Source organism: Pseudomonas sp. LBUM1663 (assembly GCF_059695905.1).
On record NZ_CP166792.1, the window covers coordinates 137,023 to 158,285 of the forward strand.

Annotated in this window: 5 protein-coding genes; 4 read left to right on the plus strand and 1 reads right to left on the minus strand. The window is 61.7% G+C overall.

Annotation, left to right across the window (positions count from 1 at the left end; genetic code table 11):
* Positions 1 to 56: 56 nt before the first annotated feature.
* Complete coding sequence (locus ACA075_RS00680) at positions 57 to 14,798, minus strand: retention module-containing protein (RefSeq protein WP_497296874.1); 14,742 nt, start codon at positions 14,796 to 14,798, stop codon at positions 57 to 59.
* 359 nt (positions 14,799 to 15,157) lie between these two features.
* On the opposite strand from ACA075_RS00680, the gene ACA075_RS00685 reads away from it, so the two are divergent.
* The 4 genes from ACA075_RS00685 (at position 15,158) to ACA075_RS00700 (ending at position 21,263) form a co-directional block, all read left to right on the plus strand.
* Positions 15,158 to 16,510, plus strand: coding sequence for a TolC family outer membrane protein (locus ACA075_RS00685; protein WP_497296875.1), 1,353 nt, complete (start codon positions 15,158 to 15,160; stop codon positions 16,508 to 16,510).
* 36 nt (positions 16,511 to 16,546) lie between these two features.
* Positions 16,547 to 18,703 (plus strand): type I secretion system permease/ATPase, encoded by a 2,157-nt coding sequence (locus ACA075_RS00690; RefSeq protein WP_219097779.1) that lies wholly within the window; start codon positions 16,547 to 16,549, stop codon positions 18,701 to 18,703.
* Positions 18,693 to 20,060 (plus strand): HlyD family type I secretion periplasmic adaptor subunit, encoded by a 1,368-nt coding sequence (locus tag ACA075_RS00695; RefSeq protein WP_497296876.1) that lies wholly within the window; start codon positions 18,693 to 18,695, stop codon positions 20,058 to 20,060. The genes ACA075_RS00690 and ACA075_RS00695 overlap by 11 nt, the downstream gene beginning before the upstream one ends.
* 315 nt (positions 20,061 to 20,375) lie before the next feature.
* Positions 20,376 to 21,263 carry a TauD/TfdA dioxygenase family protein gene (locus ACA075_RS00700; protein ID WP_497296877.1) on the plus strand — a complete coding sequence of 296 codons (888 nt, stop codon included), beginning with the start codon at positions 20,376 to 20,378 and terminating at the stop codon, positions 21,261 to 21,263.

Here is a 21,263-nt window from a genome sequence, read left to right on the forward strand (position 1 = left end):
GGGGGATGGGCACAAACGTGACGGCCGCCCCATAAGGGCGGCCGTTTTTCGTGGGATCAGCTGTTGTTGTGATCGACTTTGATGGTCGGGTCACTGCCGGCAATCAACGAGTGCAGGTTGGCGCTGGACCAGTTGTTGCCTTCCAGTTTGATCGTCACATCCGGCGTTGCAGCGGCCGCATCGCCTGAGTTGAACTTGCCGCCGGAGCTGACTTGCAGCGACGACACGCCATCCACTGTGCTGATCTTCAGGAAGTTGTCGATGGTGCTGCCGGTTTCGCCCTGCAGTAGATCGCGCAGGTCGATGCGGTCACCTTCGCTGGCCTTGAAGTCCTTGATCACGTCGCTGCCGGTGTCGCCAGCCTTCCAGACGAAGGTGTCTGCACCCGAGCCGCCAATCAGGATGTCGTTGCCCTGACCGCCCATCAGCGAGTCGTTACCTGAGCCGCCGAGCAGGATGTCATTGCCCTTGCCGCCGTCGAGCAGGTCATTGCCGCCCTGGCCGAAGAGAATGTCATTGCCCGCACCGCCCAACAGCGAGTCGTTGCCGTCATGGGCACCGGACACGTCGAACGCGTTGTAGTGCTCGGTGATGAACTGGTGCACGTTGCTGGTGGTGACTTTGCTGACGTCCACGCCGGTTTCTTTGGCGACGAACGCCTGCATCGCCTGATAACCCTCGCCGGCGATGCCGTTGAAGCTCACCAGGTCGCCGAACAGGATGTCGTTGCCGTTGCCGCCATTGACCGTGTCGGCACCCGGCAGGGTCGCTTCGGTGTGACCGATGATCGAGTTGGCCAGGTCTTTCGGATCGATGTTGGTTTGCGGCGTCTTGTCCGAATCGTACGGTTTGAGGTCGCTGAGGGTGACGTCTTTGTTCAGGCCGATGGCTTCGACTGTCGACACCTTGTCCAGCAGTGCGAAACCGCTGGTGGAGTTGTCGATGGCGCTGGAGCCGGTGCTGCTGCCGTTGCCGTCGCGATAGGACAGCTCGTACGTGCCGTTGCCCTCGGCGTGAATAGTGCCCAGTTCGGAACTGCTCCAGTAACCGCCCCACGAGCTCTTGTACGTCTGCAGCGTGACGGTGCCGGAGTTATCAATGGTCAGGTAGTGAGTGCTGTCCAGGTAGCCGGAGTAGGTCTGCCCCAACTTGTAATTGGTGGTGGTGATGACGTCATCGAGCTTCACGTTGCCGAACAGGGTCGGGTTGGTCTGCTCACCGCTCTGGTAGTAGGTCGGTTTGCCGTCGGTGATGAAGTACGTGAGGTTCTTCGCCCCGGTGTTGGTCATTGCGTCGGCGCTCTGGAACCAGTTCGCCGTGGTTTTGAACACGTCCTCGTAGTTGGTGCCGCCGCCGGACGCCATGGAATCCAGCACCGCTTTGAGCAGGATCAGCGCATTCGGATCGTTCAGGTTCACTGAAACAGACTTGTTGACCTGGTTATCGAAGTCCGCGAGGAAAATGTTCACGGTACCCGAGTTGCCACCCATGCTCTGCTTGAGCGTGTTGAACACCGCGGTCAGCGAGTCTTTGGCGGCGCTGATCGACGAGGCGCTCATGCTGCCCGAGCTGTCGACCATGAAGGCGATGTTGTAGTTGGTGCCCGGCACCACGGTCAGCCCGCCGATGTCGGCGACCATGATGTCGTTGCCGTCGGTGCCGGTGATGGTGTCATCGGCCGCCGTGGCAGTAACGGCGTTGTAGACCGCCGGGTAAACCGTGACCGGGATCGTCGCGATGCTGGCCGCCGAGCCGCCGAGAACCTCGGTGGAGGTCGAGGTCACGGTCAGGTTGAACTGGCCGTTGTAGTACGGCGGCGGGGTCACGGTCAGGGAGCCGAGGTTCCAGCCGGTGACGTTGGCTTCACCCGACGTGGTACTGGCGGTGAAGGTGTGGCCGGCGCCATCGGTGAGCACTGAGCCCGCCGGGATACCGCTGATCTTCACGATCAGGCTTTCGGAGCCGTCGGTATCCGTCAGCGCAGTCTTGATCGCAGACAAGTGAACGCTGGTGCCTTCGGCCGCTTCGTTGAGCTTGTAGCCGTCGTAGTAACCTTCGCCGTTGGTGCCGTGCAGGTCGGAAACCGTCACGCCGGAAGCGGCCAGGTCTGCAACGCCGGTGTACAACGGCACGCCCGCGCTGCTCAGGTCGACCGCCGCCCCGCCGTTGACCGACAGGTTGACGTCATAGCTGCCCGGGCCGCTCTGGTTGTGGTGGTAGATATCCAGGGTGTAGTAGCCGCTGGCGGTCGGGGTGAACGAACCGCTCAGATTGCCGCCCGCGCCCCAGAGCGCGCTGGCCACGGTCTTACCGCCGATGGTCACGAGCAGGCTGTCATCACCGGTGCCGCTGAAGCTGTAAGTCTTGCCGGCTTCGAGGTAGATCAGGCCGGACGTTTTCGACGCGGTGCCAGCGGTCACGCTGCCGTCGGACTGCACGTTGGTCACGGTGGTGCTGCTGTTCGGTTTGCCGGCTGCGTCGATCACCGACTTCAGCGTGTTCGTCGCCGCGCCGCTGCCGTCGGTGCCGAGGCCCGACAGGCCGGTCCAGACTTCCTTGATCAGCCCGGTGGATTTGACACTGTTGTCCGCAACGCTCAAGGCCGGCGCGTCAGCAACCGGCGTGATGTCGATTTTGATCGTACCGGTGTTGCCCAGCAGCGAACCGTCGGTTGGCTGGAACTTGATCTGTGCGTAGTCCGCCAGATTGTTGCCCACGCCGGTGCCGCCGTAGCCATTGGCGCCGGATTCGTTGGCATCCGGCAGGAAGCGCACTTTACCCGCGTCGATGTCAGTCTTGGAGAGGGTCTGGTTGGTCGTCACGTCGGTCCAGGTCGACCCGTTCAGGTACTGCAATTTGCCTTCGCCCGGCAGGCCGGTGATTTTCACGCCGAGGCTGGCGGCCGGACTGTCGACATCGCTGACGCCGAAGGTCGACCAGCCGAGGATCAGCGGGGTGTCCTCGGTTCCGGTGAGGTTAACCGGCGCGGCGGTCGGCGCATCGTTAACTGCCACGACGTTGACGGTGGTGGTCGCAGTGTTGGAGTAGTTGCTGCCATCGGTCACCGTCACGGTGATGATCCGCGGCACGGTGCTCGGGTCTTCACTGCTGTTGGTGAAACTGATGTTCTTGATCTGCTGCATGTAGTCGGCCAGCGTTGCGTTGCCGGACAACGTCAGCGTGACGGTGCCGTCCTTGCTGTTGGCATTGATGGAGATGCCGTTGACGCTGTTGCCCAGGTTCAGCGCGTCGCCCGGCTGACGGTTGGTCAGCACGATAGTCGCGCCAGTCAGCATGGTGCTGTCCGAGTCGGTGATTTTCAGGTCGGTGTCGCCGATCGATACGCCTTGGCCCGTTGTGCCTTCGGTGAACGTCACGTTGTAGTTGGCACCGGTGGCGCCGCTGGAGTTGTTGGTATCCAGGTCGAGCACGGGCGGCGCGTCGTTGTCGACGATCGCGGTGCTGATGCTGCCGTTGGTCGCGCTGATCGCCAGGTTCTCGAAGTTGCCGCCGGTGGCCGAGTCGATCTTGACCACGAAGTTTTCAGTGCCTTCGGTGATCCGGTCGTCCAGGGTCGCGACGTTGAAATTCGCCGTGCTGGCGCCCGCCGGAATTTTCACGGTGTACACACCGGTGAAGTCCGAACCGTCGGCGGCGGTGCCGCTATAGGTGATCTTCAGGGTGACTTCGGTCTGCGCCGGGCTCGTCAGGCTGACGGTGTAACTGGCGGTCTGGCCTTCGGTCACCGAGGTGCTGCCGGTGATGCTGACTTCGGTTCTATCGAGGGTGTCGGTGACGTTGGTGACGGCTGCGGCCGGGCTTTTGACCAGGCTCTCGAAATTGCCACCGGTGGCGTTGCTGATGGTCGCCTGGACTGTGCCCGCGTCTTTGTAAACGTCGTCTTTCGGCGCATCAAAGCTCACGGTGCCGGTGGTTTTGCCGGCGTCGATGGTGATCACCGCGCCGTTGCTCAACGTCACGGTCACCGGTGTGCCGGCGGCGTTAGTCAGGGTGGCGGTGTAGATGATCTGGCCACCTTCGGCCACCGAGTTGCTCGCACTCAGCGACAGAGTGGTCGTGTCAGTGGTGTCGGTCACGGTGGTGCTGACCGGAGTTTTGTCGGCCACCAGGTTTTCGTAGTTGCCGCCGCTGACGTTGGTGATCGAGTTGGTCAGTGGTGTATGACCGGTCACTGCATCGTTTGGCGCGAGAGTGGTCACGAAGCCGGTGGTTTTACCGATGTCGATGGTGATCGTCTGGCCGTTGGCCAACGACACGGTCACGGGCGAACCGGTGACTGGCGCACCGACGGTGGCGGTGTAAGTGACGATGCCGCCTTCAGCCGCCGTGCCGGTAGCGGTGAGTTTGACCGTCGAGGTGTCGAGGGTGTCGGTGACGTTGGTCACTGCCGGAGCCGTGCTCGGCACCAGGTTTTCGAAGTTGCCGCCGGTCGCGGTGGTAATTGTGGTGCTGACCTTGCCGGCGTCGATGTAGACATCGTCTTTCGGCGCATCAACGGTCACGGTACCGGTGGTTTTACCGGCGTCGATGGTGATGGTCGCGCCGTTGCTCAGGGTCACGGTCACCGGAGTGCCGGCTGCATGGGTCAGGTTCGCGGTGTAGACAATCGAGCCGCCTTCGGCGACCGAGTTGGTAGCGCTCAGGCTGACGGTGGTGGTGTCTGCGGTATCGGTAACCGAGGTGTTTGCCGACTTGCCGTCGACGTCCAGCTTCTCGTAATTGCCGCCCTTGGCGTCGTCGATTTTGACGCTCAGGGAACCGCCGCCGGCCAATGCATCGTTCGGCGCAACGAAGTTGACGCTGGCGCTGCTCGAACCGACCGGAATGGTGATGGTCTGGTTGTTGGAAAGGGTCACAACCACCGGCGAACCGGTCACTGGTGCAGAGACGGACGCGGTGTACACCACGGTGCCGCCTTCGGCCACGGACGAAGTCGCGGTCAGGCTGACGGTCGAGGTATTGATGGTGTCGGTGACATCGGTCACCGCTGCGGCCGGGTCTTTCACCAGGTTTTCGAAGTTGCCGCCAGTCGCGTCCTTGATGGTCGCTTCAACTTTTCCGGCGTCTTTGTAGACGTCGTCGGCAGGTGCCTTGACGGTCACGGAACCGGTGGTCGCGCCGGCGGCGATGGTGATTACGGCGCCATTGCTCAGGTTCACGGTGACCGGGGTGCCGGCCGCGTGTGTCAGGTTCGCCGTGTAAACAATCGAACCGCCTTCAGCGACCGAATCGGTTGCTGTGAGGCTCAGAGTGGTGGTGTCGGCCGAGTCAGTCACCGAGGTGTTTGCCGACTTGCCGTCGACGTCCAGCTTCTCGTAATTGCCGCCCTTGGCGTCGTCGATTTTGACGCTCAGGGAACCGCCGCCGGCCAATGCATCGTTCGGCGCAACGAAGTTGACGCTGGCGCTGCTCGAGCCGACCGGAATGGTGATGCTCTGGCCGTTGGACAAGCTCACGACGACCGGCGAGCCGGTCACTGGTGCAGAGACGGACGCGGTGTACACCACGGTGCCGCCTTCAGCCACGGACGAAGTCGCGGTCAGGCTGACGGTCGAGGTATTGATGGTGTCGGTGACATCGGTCACCGCTGCGGCCGGGTCTTTCACCAGGTTTTCGAAGTTGCCGCCAGTCGCGTCCTTGATGGTCGCTTCAACTTTTCCGGCGTCTTTGTAGACGTCGTCGGCAGGTGCCTTGACGGTCACGGAACCGGTGGTCGCGCCGGCGGCGATGGTGATTACGGCGCCATTGCTCAGGTTCACGGTGACCGGCGTGCCGGCGGCGTTGGTCAGGTTCGCCGTGTAAACAATCGAGCCACCTTCGGCGACCGAATCGGTAGCGCTCAGGCTAAGCGTCGTGGTGTCAGCCGAGTCGGTAACCGAGGTGTTTGCCGACTTGCCGTCGACGTCCAGCTTCTCGTAATTGCCGCCCTTGGCGTCGTCGATTTTGACGCTCAGGGAACCGCCGCCGGCCAATGCATCGTTCGGCGCAACGAAGTTCACGCTGGCGCTGCTCGAGCCGACCGGAATGGTGATGCTCTGGCCGTTGGACAAGCTCACGACGACCGGCGAGCCGGTCACTGGTGCAGAGACGGACGCGGTGTACACCACGGTGCCGCCTTCAGCCACGGACGAAGTCGCGGTCAGGCTGACGGTCGAGGTATTGATGGTGTCGGTGACATCGGTCACCGCTGCGGCCGGGTCTTTCACCAGGTTTTCGAAGTTGCCGCCAGTCGCGTCCTTGATGGTTGCTTCGACTTTGCCGGCGTCTTTGTAAACGTCATCGGCCGGTGCCTTGACGGTCACGGAACCGGTAGTCGCACCCGCGGCGATGGTGATTACGGCGCCATTGCTCAGGTTCACGGTGACTGGTGTGCCAGCCGCGTGGGTCAGGTTCGCCGTGTAAACAATCGAGCCGCCTTCAGCGACCGAATCGGTTGCTGTGAGGCTCAGAGTGGTGGTGTCGGCCGAGTCAGTCACCGAGGTGTTTGCCGACTTGCCGTCGACGTCCAGCTTCTCGTAATTGCCGCCCTTGGCGTCGTCGATTTTGACGCTCAGGGAACCGCCGCCGGCCAATGCATCGTTCGGCGCAACGAAGTTGACGCTGGCGCTGCTCGAGCCGACCGGAATGGTGATGCTCTGGCCGTTGGACAAGCTCACGACGACCGGCGAGCCGGTCACTGGCGCAGAGACGGACGCGGTGTACACCACGGTGCCGCCTTCGGCCACGGACGAAGTCGCGGTCAAGCTGACGGTCGACGTGTTGATGGTGTCGGTGACATCGGTCACCGCTGCGGCCGGGTCTTTCACCAGGTTTTCGAAGTTGCCGCCAGTCGCGACCTTGATGGTCGCTTCAACTTTTCCGGCGTCTTTGTAGACGTCGTCGGCAGGTGCCTTGACGGTCACGGAACCGGTGGTCGCGCCGGCGGCGATGGTGATTACGGCGCCATTGCTCAGGTTCACGGTGACCGGCGTGCCGGCGGCGTTGGTCAGGTTCGCCGTGTAAACAATCGAGCCACCTTCAGCGACCGAATCAGTAGCGCTCAAGCTCAACGTTGTGGCGTCCGCGCTGTCGGTCACTTTGGTGACGACGGCCGAGCGGTCGGTGTCGAGTTTTTCGAAGTTGCCGCCCGTGCTGTCTGCAATCGCCGCCCGAACCGGCGAGGCGCCGTTGTAGACGTCATTCGGCACGGTGTACGGCGCTGAACCGCTGGACTCGCCGGCCTTGATGTTGATCACCAGGCCGTTATTCAGGGTCACGGTCATGGCCGTGTCGGCAGGATGACTCAGTGTGGCGGTGTAGGTGATCTGGCCACCTTCGCCGACGGTGCTTACATCGGCACTGAGCTTGAGCGTGGTGGTATCCACGGTGTCGTTGACGGTAGTGGTGTGCGTGGTCTTGCTGATGTCGAGTTTTTCGAAGTTACCGCCGTCGGTGCTGGCGATGCCCACGGTGATTTTGCTGCCGTCCTTGTAGACGTCATCGCTCGGCGCCGGGACGGTGATGAAGCCCGACTTGTCGCCGGCCTTGATCACGACGCTCTCGCCGTTGCTCAGTTTGACCGTCATGTCAGTGCCGGCGGCATTGCTGAGGTTGACGGTGTAAGTGATGGTGCCGCCCTCGACCACGTAGTCGCTGGCGGTCATGGTCACTTTGGTGGTGTCCAGAGTGTCGCTGATGGCGGTGGAGGTCGGGGTTTTGTCGGCGATCAGGTTCTCGTAGTTGCCGCCCGTGACTTCCTTGATGGCATTGGTCAGCGGCTCGTGGCCGACCAAGGCATCGTTCGGCGCTTTGACGGTGATCGAGGCGTTGCTTTCGCCGACGGCAATGGTGATTTTTTCGCCATTGGACAAGGTTACGACGACGGGCGAACCGGTGACTGGCGCGGTGACGGAAGCGGTGTAGACCACGTTGCCGCCTTCGGCGACAGAGGAAGTTGCCGTCAGACTGACTGTCGACGTATTGATCGTGTCAGTCACTTCAGTAACTGCTGCTGCCGGGCTAGTGACCAGGTTTTCAAAGTTGCCGCCGCTGGCATCCTTGATGGTCGCTTCGACTTTACCAGCGTCTTTGTAGACGTCATCGGCAGGCGCCTTGACCGTCACGGAGCCGATAGTCGCGCCGGCCGCGATGGTAATCACGGCACCGTTCGACAGGTTCACAGTGACCGGGGTGCCGGCAGCATTGGTCAACGTCGCGGTGTAGACAATCGAACCACCTTCCGCAACCGAGTCGGTAGCGCTCAGGCTGACGGTGGTGGTGTCTGCGGAATCAGTAATCGAGGTGTCAGCCGACTTGCCATCGACGTCGAGTTTCTCGTAGTTGCCGCCCTTCGCGTCATCGATTTTCACGCTCAGCGAGCCACCGCCGGCCAAGGCGTCGTTCGGCGCAATGAAGTTCACGCTGGCGCTGCTGGCGCCAACCGGAATGGTGATGGTTTGGCCGTTGGACAAGGTCACAACCACCGGCGAGCCGGTCACCGGAGCGGTAACAGACGCGGTGTAAACCACGGTACCGCCTTCCGCCACGCTGCTGTTGGCCGTCAAGCTGACGGTCGATGTATCGACGGTGTCAGTCACATTGGTGACCGCAGCCGCCGGGCTGGAAACCAGGTTTTCGAAATTTCCGCCGGAAGCGTCCTTGATGGTCGCTTCGACTTTACCGGCGTCTTTATAGACATCATCGGCTGGCGCCTTGACGGTCACGGAGCCGACCTTTGCGCCGGCCGCGATGGTGATCACGGCGCCGTTCGACAGGTTCACGGTGACCGGGGTGCCGGCAGCGTTGGTCAGCGTTGCGGTGTAGACGATCGAGCCGCCTTCAGCCACCGAATCCGAAGCGCTCAGGCTCAGGGTGGTGGTGTCTTTGACATCGGTTACCGAAGTGACCGCCGGGGTTTGATTCGCCACCAGGTTTTCGTAGTTGCCGCCGGTGGTGCCGTCGATTTTCACGCTCAGCGAACCGCCGCCCGCCAAGGCGTCGTTCGGTGCAACATAATTCACGCTACCCGAACTCGCGCCGACCGGGATGGTGATGAACTGGCCGTTGGACAACGCCACCACCACCGGAGAACCGGTCACCGGTGCATTGACCGACGCGGTGTAAACCACGGTGCCGCCTTCGACCGTGCTGGCCGTTGCGGTCAGGGAGACGGTGCTGTTGTTGATGGTGTCGGTCACGTCGGTGACTGCTGGCGTCTTGTCGGCCACCAGGTTTTCGAAGTTGCCGCCGGTGGTCTTGGTGATGCTGGCGTCGACTTTGCCGGCGTCTTTGTAGACGTCATCCTTGGGGGCGGCGAAGTTCACCGAACCGGTGGTGGCGCCCTTGGCGATGTTGATGACCGCGCCGTTGCTCAACGTCACGGTCATTGCAGTGCCAGCGGCATTGGTCAGGGTCGCGGTGTAGACGATCGAACCACCCTCGGCGACCGAACCGGTGGCGCTCAGGCTCAGGCCAGTGGTGTCGGTCGAATCGGTAACGGTGGTGACTGCCGGCGAAGAGTTTGTGACGACTTTTTCGAAGTTGCCGCCGTTGTGGCTGGCAATCGTTGTCTGGATTTTGCCGCCGTCGATGTACGGCGTGTTGGCCGGTGCAGCGAAGTTCACCGAACCGGTGGTGGCGCCGGCGGCGATGTTGATGACTGCGCCGTTGCTCAACTTCACGGTCATCGCCGTGTCCGTCGGGTTGCTCAGGGTGGCGGTGTAGGTGATCTGGCCACCTTCGCTCACGGTGTGGCTGGCCGACAGGGACAGGGACGTCGTGTCCACCGTGTCTTTGACGGTGGTGCTCACAGCGGTCTTGCTGATGTCGAGTTTTTCGAAGTTGCCACCGCTGGCGTCCGTCATCTTGACGGTGAGCTTGCCGGCATCCTTGTAGACGTCGTCGCTTGGCGCCGCGATGGTGACCGAACCGCTGGTCTTGCCGGCTGCGATGGTGATGGTCTCGCCGTTGCTCAGCTTGACGGTCACCGGGGTTTGCGCGGCGTTGGTCAGGGTCGCGGTGTAGGTGATGTGCGAACCTTCAAGTACAGACTTGTCAGCGCTGAGGGTCAGCTGCGTGGTGTTTGTGGTGTCGGCAACGTTGGTCACGGCCGGATTCGGGCTGGTGACCAGTTGTTCAAAGTTGCCGCCAGCGGCGTCCTTGATGGTGACTTCCACTTTGCCGGCGTCTTTGTAAACGTCGTCTTTCGGTGCGTCGACGGTCACGGTGCCGGTGGTTTTACCGGCCGCAATGGTGATCACGGCACCGTTGCTCAGGGTCACGGTGACCGGAGTGCCGGCCGGGTTGGTCAGGGTCGCGGTGTAAACGATCGAACCACCCTCGTTGACGTTGCCGGTGGCAGTCAGCGACAGGGTGGTGGTGTCGACGGTGTCGGTCACGCTGGTGCTGACCGGGGTTTTATCGGCGACGAGATTTTCGTAGTTGCCACCGCTGACGTTGGTGATCGAATTGGTCACCGGCGCGTGGCCGCTCAGTACATCGTTCGAGACCACAGCGTTGACGGTGCCGCTGCTGGCGCCGACCGCAATGGTGATGGTCTGACCGTTGGCCAGCGTCACGACCACAGGCGAGCCGGTGACAGGTGCGCCGACCGAGGCGGTATAAACCACGGTGCCGCCTTCAGCCACGGTGCTTGTGGCGGTCAGCGTGACGGTCGAGGTGTCGAGGGTGTCGGTGACGCTGGTCACCGCTGCGGCCGGGTCCTTGACCAGGTTCTCAAAGTTGCCGCCAGTGGCGTCCTTGATAGTTGCTTCGACTTTGCCAGCGTCTTTGTAGACGTCATCGGCGGGTGCCTTGACGGTCACGGAGCCGCTGGTCGCGCCGGCGGCGATGGTGATCACCGCGCCATTGCTCAGGGTGACGGTGACCGGAGTGCCGGCGGCGTTGGTCAGGTTGGCGGTGTAGACGATCGAACCGCCTTCAGCGACCGAATCGGTTGCTGTCAGGCTAAGCGTGGTGGTGTCAGCCGAGTCGGTGACCGAGGTGTCCGCCGACTTGCCGTCGACGTCCAGCTTCTCGTAGTTACCGCCCTTGGCGTCGTCGATCTTGACGCTCAGCGAACTGCCGCCGGCCTGGGCATCGTTCGGTGCAACAAAATTCACGCTACCCGAACTGGCGCCGACCGGAATGGTGATGGTCTGGCCATTCGAGAGGGTCACCACGACCGGCGAACCGGTCACTGGCGCGGTGACGGAGGCGGTGTACACCACGGTTCCGCCTTCGGCGACAGAGGAAGTCGCAGTGAGGCTGACCGTCGACGTGTCGACGGTGTCGGTCACATCAGTCACGGCGGCTGCCGGGTCTTTGACCAGGTTCTCAAAGTTGCCGCCCGTCGCGTCCTTGATAGTTGCTTCGACTTTGCCAGCGTCTTTGTAGACGTCATCGGCGGGTGCCTTGACGGTCACGGAGCCGCTGGTGGCGCCGGCGGCGATGGTGATTACGGCGCCGTTGCTCAGGGTGACGGTGACCGGCGTGCCGGCCGTATTAGTCAGGTTGGCGGTGTAGACGATCGAACCGCCTTCAGCGACCGAATCGGTTGCTGTCAGGCTAAACGTGGTGGTGTCAGCCGAGTCGGTGACCGAGGTGTCCGCCGACTTGCCGTCGACGTCCAGCTTCTCGTAGTTACCGCCCTTGGCGTCGTCGATCTTGACGCTCAGCGAACCGCCGCCGGCCTGGGCATCGTTCGGTGCAACAAAATTCACGCTACCCGAACTGGCGCCGACCGGAATGGTGATGGTCTGGCCGTTCGAAAGGGTTACGACGACTGGCGAGCCGGTCACTGGCGCAGTGACGGACGCGGTGTAAACCACGGTGCCGCCTTCTGCCACGGACGAAGTCGCGGTCAGGCTGACCGTCGACGTGTCGACGGTGTCGGTCACATCGGTAATCGCAGCCGCCGGGTCTTTGACCAGGTTTTCGAAGGTGCCGCCAGTCGCGTCCTTAATGGTCGCTTCAACTTTACCGGCGTCTTTGTAGACGTCATCGGCCGGTGCCTTGACGGTCACGGAACCACTGGTGGCACCGGCCGCGATGGTGATCACCGCGCCATTGCTCAGGGTGACGGTCACTGGCGTGCCGGCGGCGTTGGTCAGGTTGGCGGTGTAGACGATCGAACCGCCTTCAGCGACCGAGTCGGTTGCTGTGAGGCTAAGCGTGGTGGTGTCAGCCGAATCGGTGACCGAGGTGTCCGCCGACTTACCGTCAACGTCCAGCTTTTCGTAGTTGCCGCCCTTGGCATCATCAATCTTCACGCTCAGCGAACTGCCGCCCGCGAGGGCGTCGTTCGGTGCAACGAAGTTCACACTACCGGAGCTCGAACCGACCGGAATGGTGATGGTCTGGCCGTTGGACAAAGTCACAACCACGGGCGAGCCGGTCACTGGCGCAGTGACGGACGCGGTGTAAACCACAGTGCCGCCTTCAGCCACAGTGGACGTCGCGGTCAAGCTGACGGTCGACGTATCGAGGGTGTCGGTCACGTCAGTCACTGCCGCAACAGTACTCGGCACCAGGTTTTCGAAGTTGCCGCCAGTGACGTCCTTGATGGTCGCTTCGACTTTACCGGCGTCTTTGTAGACGTCATCGGCCGGGGCCTTGACGGAGACGGAGCCGCTGGTCGCGCCGGCGGCGATGGTGATCACCGCGCCGTTCGAAAGGGTGACGGTGACTGGCGTGCCAGCTGCATTGGTCAGGGTCGCGGTGTACAGAATCTGACCGCCTTCGGCCACTTCGGTGGACGCCGACAGGCTCAGGCCGGTGTCGTCCGTCGAGTCGGTAATGGTGGTCAGCGCCGGCTCGGTGCTCGGAGTCAGTTGCTCAAAATTGCCGCCGGTGGTCCCGGTGATGGTGGTGCTGACGGTGCTGCCGTTGTTGTAAACGTCATTGTCCGCCGTATCGACGGTCACGCTGCCGGTGGTTTTGCCCGCTTCGATGGTAATGACCGAGCCATTGCTCAAGGTCACGGTCATCGGCGTGCCGGCCGGGTTGGTCAGGGTAGCGGTGTAAGTGATCTGGCCGCCTTCGACCACGGTGCCGGTGGCGGTGAGGCTCAGGTCGGTGTTGTCGACTGAGTCGGTAACGGTGGTGACCGCTGGCGTGGTGCTCGGAGTCAGTTGCTCAAAATTGCCGCCGGTGGTCCCGGTGATGGTGGTGCTGACGGTGCTGCCGTTGTTGTAAACGTCATTGTCCGCCGTATCGACGGTCACGCTGCCGGTGGTCTTGCCCGCTTCGATGGTGATGACCGAGCCATTGCTCAAAGTCACGGTCATCGGGGTGCCGGCCGGGTTGGTCAGGGTAGCGGTGTAAGTGATCTGGCCGCCTTCGACCACGGTGCCGGTGGCGCTGAGGCTCAGGTCGGTGTTGTCGACCGAGTCGGTAATCGTGGTGACCGCTGGCGTAGTGCTCGGTACCAGGTTCTCGAAGTTGCCGCCGGTGGCGCCAGTGATCGTGGCGCTGACGGTGCTGCCGTTCTGATAAACGTCGTTGGCCGCAGTGTCGACGTTCACGGAACCGGTGGTTTGGCCGGCTTCGATGGTGATGGTCGAGCCGTTGGACAGGGTGACAGTGACCGGCGTTTGAGCCGGGTTGTTCAGTGTGGCGGTGTAGGTGATCGGGCCGCCTTCGGTGACCGTCGAACCCGCCGTCAGTGTGAGGGTGGTGGTGTCCGGCGAGTCGGTAATGGTGGTCACGGCCGGGGCCGGGTCTGGCACCAGGTTCTCGAAATTGCCGCCGGTGGCACCGGTGATGATGGTGGTGACCGTGCTGCCGTTGTTATAGACGTCGTTGGCCGGCGTCGACACGTCAACGCTGCCCGTGGTTTTGCCAGCCTCGATGGTGATGGTCGAGCCGTTGGACAGGGTGATGGTGACCGGTGTCTGCGCCGGGTTGGTCAGGGTGGCGGTGTAGGTGATCTGGCCACCTTCGGTGACGCTGGCGCCGGCGGTCAGGGTGACCGTGGTGGTGTCGACGGTGTCGGTGATCTGGGTCACGGCCGGGGTCGTTGGCGGAGTGACGGTGATGCCGTTGCCACCCGTGGTGCCGGTGACGGTCACGTTGATCTGGGTCGAGTCGTTATAAACCGTGTCGTTCGGCGCGAGCGGGACGTTGACGGTGCCGGTCAACTGGCCGGCCTGGATCACGATCACCGAGCCATTGGACAGGGTGATGGTCAGGTCGGTCAGCGGTGCCTGGGTCAGGGTCGCGGTGTAAACCAGTACGCCGCCTGCTTCGGTGATGGTCGGCGTGGCACTCAGGCTCAAGGTCGACTCGCGCTGCACGTTGGCGCTGGTGTCAGCCGTCTGGCCACCGGTGGTGAGTTGTGCAGCCTGTGCCGCAGTGCTGAGCCCCGCAGTCGGGAAACCAATGGTCGGGTCGACCCGGCCAGCGGTTGCATCCAGCATCACGAAGCTGTGACCGCCACCGGCTGCACCGCCCGTGCCCGCAGCAGTAGGGCCGGCGGCGGTGGCTTCGAGTTCAGTGGTCGGGTCGGCACCGGCAACGATGGCTTGTTGCAGTTCTTCAACCGATGGCGCGGCTTGTGCAGTGGCTTCTGACAGGTCCGTGCTGGAATCCGGGTCGCTGGCGCTCCACTGAGTGTCGCGGCCCAGGTCCAGGGTCCGGCCGTCAGCCAGTTCAAGCGTAACGGCGCCCGCCGCGCCAGTGTCTACCTGATCGCCGACAAACAACCGGTCGCCTTCAACGAGTACGCGGCGAATGCCCTCTGGGGACACCGCGAAAACCTGACCGACAATGCTTTTGACGATGGCAACAACACTGCTCATTGAAGACTCTCCGGGTGTCACGTTCAGTTGACTTCCATGAACCTGATGGCGTGTTCGCCAAATCAGTCTGGACGTACTTTCAAGATATTCGAGGCACAACTTTGACGCGTTTAATCGTCAACAAATTGGCTATATTATTTCGCTATAAACTATATGCCAAACTATTGACCTTAGTGTTGTCATCCTAAACACTCGCCCCCGTAATGTCACATTGATATTTAGGTAACTACCTGCCCCACAGACTGTGACTCAGTTCCAAATTCAAACTTTCCGACACACGGTCATTCCGATGGTCATCATCCGATGCAGCGGCACGTTCTGCAGTGATTCAAGACAAGTAATTCCGGGAAATTCCAACCATGCGTTTGCACCTGTTCAAGGCTTTACCCTTCGCCCTTGCCGCCAGTTTTGTTCAGGCGCAGTCACTTCCGGAGGCCATGCAACAGGCGTTGGATGTCCATCCGGAAATCCAGGCAGGCGTTAATAGTCGTTTGGCCGCGGATTATCAGTTAAAGGCAGCAAAAGGTGGATACCTTCCAAGGGTCGATCTGCTGGGCGGTTATGGTCGCGAAGGCACTGACAGTGTCACCACGCGTGCTGCCGGTAACGACAATCACTGGGAAACCCTGAACCGCAGCGAGTCAAGTTTGCGTCTGTCGCAAATGGTCTTTGACGGTTTTGCGACGTCCAGTGAAGTGGGGCGTCAACAAGCCACCGTTAATTCCCGCGCTTATTCCTTGTTGGGCACGTCCGAACGTACCGCACTGACCGTGGCTCAGGTTTATCTGGATGTACTGACCCGCCGCGAGTTCGTTCGCCTGGCCACAGATAACCTGAAAAGCCATGAACGCATTTTTGACCAGATCAAGTTGCGCACCCAGCGCGGCGTCGGCAGCGGTGCCGACCTCGATCAGGCCGAGGCGCGTATGGCGCAGGCCCGTAACAACCTGATCACCGAACAGACCAACCTGGCGGACGCCGAGACCAACTTCCTCAGTGCCGTGGGCCAGATGCCCGATCAATTGGAGCGTCCTGCCGATTTCCTCGCGCTGTTGCCGGCCAACTTGAATGAAGCCCGGGCGCAGATGCTGGAAAACAGCCCGATCCTGCGTTCGGCCGAATCCGACATCGCTGCGGCGGAGAAGCAGTACGACGCTGCCAAATCGTCCTTCTACCCGCGCTTCGATGCCGAACTGGGTCGCTCCGCCGACAACGATCTCGACGGTCAGAACGGCCACAGCAATGAATGGCAGGCCATGTTGCGCATGCGCTTCAATCTGTATGCCGGCGGCAGCAACAAGGCTGATCTGGAATCCAAGTCCTACCTGTCCAACCAGGCCCTGGATATCCGCAACAACGCCCTGCGCGTATTGAATGAAGAGTTGGGCCTGGCCTGGAATGCGTTGAACAACGCCAACGCCCAAGTGCCGATCGCCCAGCAATATGTCGATCACAGCACCAGCGTGCGCACCGCGTACCAGAAGCAGTTCAGCCTTGGCGAGCGCACCTTGCTCGACCTGCTCGACAGTGAAAACGAGCTGTTCACCGCTTCCCGTCGCCTGGCGGAGATCAAAAACATTCAGTTATTTACTCAGTACCGAATCAAGGCGACCATGGGCGAGTTGCTCAAGAGCCAGGGAGTGGTCGCACCGTTGGCATCCGTTGTGCAGAACGACGTGAAGCCCAGGGTCCAGCTACCCGGGATGAATTGAGTCTTCCCTTTTTACTGTTAGCCAAGAGTGCCGAGCGTGGAATCAGAAGTCAGTCGAGTTCAACTCATTCATGATCCACGCGCGCTGCACGACGATCCGTTACTGGATGGTCTGCTGGCCCTGTGTACCCTGCATCAGAAGCCGGCCAGCGCCGCGATGCTGACAACCGGCCTGCCGTTGCCCAAGCAGCGTCTGAGCGTTGAGTTGTTGCCTCGCGCCGCCGCTCGCGCCGGTCTGCAAGGTCGAGTGCTGGTGCGCAAGCTGGAACAGATTCCGGCGATTGCGATGCCGGCGCTGTTGCTGCTCAAGGACGGCCGCAGCGCCGTCCTGCTCGGCTGGCACGGTGAAGACCAGGCCCGCCTGCTGATCAGCGAAAGCGATGGCGGCGAAAGCCTCGTCAGCCGCGAACTGCTGGCCGACGACTACATCGGCAAAGTGTTCTTCGCTCAACCCCAACACAAATTCGACGTCAATCACGGCACGCTGATCCCGCGTGCGCGCTCGTGGTTCCGCGACACCCTCAAGCGTTCGCGCTGGCTGTACGCCGACGCCATCGCCGCCAGTTTCCTGATCAACATCATCGCCATGGCCGCGCCACTGTTCGTGATGAACGTCTACGACCGCGTGGTGCCGAACCAGGCGGAATCGACGTTGTGGGTGCTGGCCATCGGCATCACCGGTGCGTATCTGTTCGACCTGATCCTCAAGAGCCTGCGCAGCTTGTGTCTGGACCTGGCCGGGAAGAAAACCGACCTGATCATCTCGGCGACGTTGTTCGAGCGCATCGTCGGCATGGCCATGAAGTACCGCCCGGCCCGGGTCGGCAGCTTCGCCCAGAACATCCATGAGTTTCAGAGCCTGCGCGACTTCCTCGCCTCGCTGACCCTGACCAGCCTGATCGACCTGCCGTTTACGCTGCTGATCTTCATGGTCATCGCGATTCTCGGCGGACACCTGGTGTGGATTCCGGTGCTGGCGTTCCCGATTGCCCTGCTGATCGGCTATGCGTTGCAGAAGCCGCTGGTGGCGACCATGGAACGAACCATGGCCCTGGGCGCCGAGCGCCAGTCGAGCCTGATCGAAACCCTCGCCGGCCTCGATGCGGTGAAGGTCAACAACGCCGAAAGCGAACGCCAGTATCAGTGGGAACAGACCATCGGCACGCTCAGCCGCCTCGAACTGCGGGTGAAAATGCTCTCGGGTCTGGCGATGAACATTACATTGCTGATCCAGCAATTGGCCGGCGTGATCATGATCGTCTTCGGCGTGTACCAGATCATCGCCGGCAACTTGAGCATGGGCGGTCTGATTGCCTGCTACATGCTCAGTGGCCGCGCGCTCAGCCCGCTGGCTTCGTTGTCCGGCTTGCTGACCCGTTACCAGCAAGCGCGGGTGACCATGGTCTCGGTGGACCAGATGATGGAGCTGCCGCAAGAACGCAACTTCGAAGAGCGCCCGCTGAGCCGCAAGGTGTTGCAAGGCGCCATCGAATGCCGGCAGATGAACTTCACTTACCCGAACCAACAGAACGCCGCGCTGAACAACATCAACCTGATCATCAAGCCGGGCGAGAAAATCGGCATCATCGGTCGCAGCGGCTCGGGCAAAAGCTCCTTGGCCAAACTGCTGGTAGGGCTCTATCAACCGGACGACGGCGCGCTGTTGGTGGACGGCGTCGACATCCGTCAGATCGACGTCAGCGAATTGCGCCACAACATCGGCTACGTCGCGCAGGACATCCAGCTGCTGGCCGGCACCCTGCGCGACAACCTGGTCTCGGGCGCGCGCTATGTAGAAGACGAAATGGTCCTGCAAGCCGCCGAGCTGGCCGGTGTGCATGAGTTCGCCCGCCTGCATCCGCAAGGCTATGAGCTGCAAGTCGGCGAGCGCGGGCAGAACCTGTCCGGCGGTCAGCGCCAGAATGTCGCCCTGGCTCGTGCGTTGCTGCTCAACCCGCCGATCCTGCTGCTTGACGAGCCGACCAGTGCCATGGACAACACCGGCGAGGAACGCCTCAAACAACGACTCGCCGCGGTGATCGAAAACAAGACCGTGGTGCTGGTCACGCACAGGGCATCGCTGTTGTCGCTGGTGGATCGCCTGATCGTCATCGACCGTGGACAAATACTCGCCGATGGCCCGAAAGCCGCCGTGATGGAAGCGTTGAAGAAGGGGCAGATCAGTGTTGCTTAAGTCGGGTTTCAAGGATTCGATCCGCCGTTACTTCAAAGGCTCCGAGTCGCTGCACGGCCAGCCACTTCCCGAGGTCAATAAAGCCCTTATCGAAGACGCCCCGCGCGTGGTGCGGCTGACGATCTGGGCGATCATCGGCTTCTTCGTGTTCCTGATGCTCTGGGCCAATTACGCGGTGATCGACGAAGTCACCAAGGGCGACGGCAAAGCGATTCCGTCGTCGAAGATCCAGAAAATCCAGAACCTTGAGGGCGGTATCGTCTCCGAGCTGTTCGTCACCGAAGGGCAGATTGTCGATGCCGGCGCGCCGCTGATTCGCCTGGACGACACGCGGTTTGCCTCCAACGTGGGTGAGACCGAAGCCGATCGACTGTCGATGCTGCTGCGCGTGGAGCGTTTGAGCGCCGAAGTCGATGACCGTCCGCTGAACTTCCCCACCGATGTGCTCAAGGCTGTTCCCGGTCAGGCCGCCAGTGAAGAGTCGCTGTACATCAGCCGTCGTCAGCAACTGCACGATGAGATCGGTGGTTTGCAGGAGCAGTTGATCCAGCGTCAGCAAGAGCTGCGCGAATTCACCTCCAAACAGTCGCAGTACCGCAATGGACTGGCGTTGCAGCGTCAGGAAATCAACATGTCCGAGCCGCTGGTGGCTCAGGGCGCGGTGTCGCCGGTCGAGGTTTTACGGCTCAAGCGGGCCGAGGTCGAAACCCGTGGGCAGCTCGACGCCACGACGCTGGCAATCCCGCGCGCCGAATCGGCAATCAAGGAAGTGCAGCGCAAGATCGACGAGACGCGCGGCAAGTTCCGCAGCGAAGCCCTGACCCAACTCAATGAAGCCCGCACCGACCTGAACAAGGCTCAGGCCACTGGCAAGGCGCTGGAAGACCGGGTCAGCCGGACGCTGGTGACCTCGCCGGTGCGCGGCATCGTTAACAAGTTGCTGGTGAACACCATTGGCGGCGTGATCCAGCCGGGCAGCGACCTGGTGGAAATCGTGCCGCTGGACGATACCTTGCTGGTGGAAGCGAAGATCCGCCCGCAAGACATCGCGTTCCTGCACCCAGGCCAGGAAGCGACGGTGAAGTTCACGGCGTATGACTACACCATCTACGGTGGGCTGAAGGCCAGGCTTGAGCAGATCGGTGCCGACACCATCACCGATGAAGACAAGAAGACCACGTACTACATCATCAAACTGCGCACGGATCGCAGTCACCTGGGGACGGATGAAAAGCCATTGCTGATCATCCCGGGGATGGTGGCTTCGGTGGATATCATTACCGGCAAGAAGACCGTGCTGAGCTATTTGCTCAAGCCGATTATCCGGGCCCGCGCCGAAGCGCTGCACGAGCGGTAGGAAGCTAGACCTGTGGCGAGGGAGCTTGCTCCCGCTGGGGCGCGAAGCGGCCCCCGTCTTTATCCCAAAAAAAGGGGGACTGCTACGCAGTCCAGCGGGAGCAAGCTCCCTCGCCACAGGTGACTCATCGTCTGTTCTGCCATATCGTTATTCATTAACGGTATTTAAATTTCAATTCTTATACCTATAAAGTCATCCACCTGCGTACCTGCCGACCAATCGGCGCGCCGCACGACACGAACCAACACGGGACCTCCGTGAGTTTCTTGATCGACGCGCGCGCCCTTGAGCGTGCCGTGCGTGGGAGTGATTTTTATGTCAGCCGTCTCTGCGTCACCCGCAATCGCGCCACAAACCTTCGACATTCGCCCGTTCAGCGGCGCTGTCGGTGCCGAAATCATCGGCCTGGACCTGTCCCGCCCGATCAATGATCAGGATTTCGCCCGCATCCACCGCGCGCATCTGGATCATCACGTCGTGGTGTTCCGCGACCAGCGCATTACCCCCGAGCAGCACATCGCTTTCAGCCGCCGCTTCGGCGTGTTGCAGATCCATGTGCTCAAGCAGTTCCTGCTGGCCGGTCACCCGGAAATCCTCATCGTTTCCAACATCATCGAAAACGGCCAATCCATCGGCCTCGGTGATGCCGGAAAATTCTGGCATTCCGATCTTTCCTATAAGGAACTGCCCAGCCTGGGTTCGATGCTGCACGCTCAGGAACTGCCCTCCGAAGGTGGCGACACGTTGTTCGCCGACATGCACAAAGCCTGGGACAACCTGCCCGAAGCACTGCGCAAAGCCGTCGATGGCCGCTCGGCGGCACACTCCTACACCGCGCGCTACAGCGAGACCAAATTCGAAGGCAACTGGCGCCCGACCCTGACGCCGGAGCAACTCGCCCAAGTCGCCGAAGTGGTCCACCCGATCGTCCGCACCCACCCGGAAAACGGTCGCAAGGCGTTGTTCGTCAGCGAAGGCTTCACCACCCGCATCGTCGGTTTGCCAGAAGACGAGAGCAAGCAACTGCTTGACGAGCTCTATGCCCACAGCGTCTTGCCGCAAAACACCTACCGCCATCAATGGCAGGCCCACGACCTGGTGTTCTGGGACAACCGCTCGCTGATTCACCTCGCCGCCGGATGCCCAAGCCATCTGCGCCGCAAGCTGTATCGCACCACCATCCAGGGCGACGCGCCTTTCTGA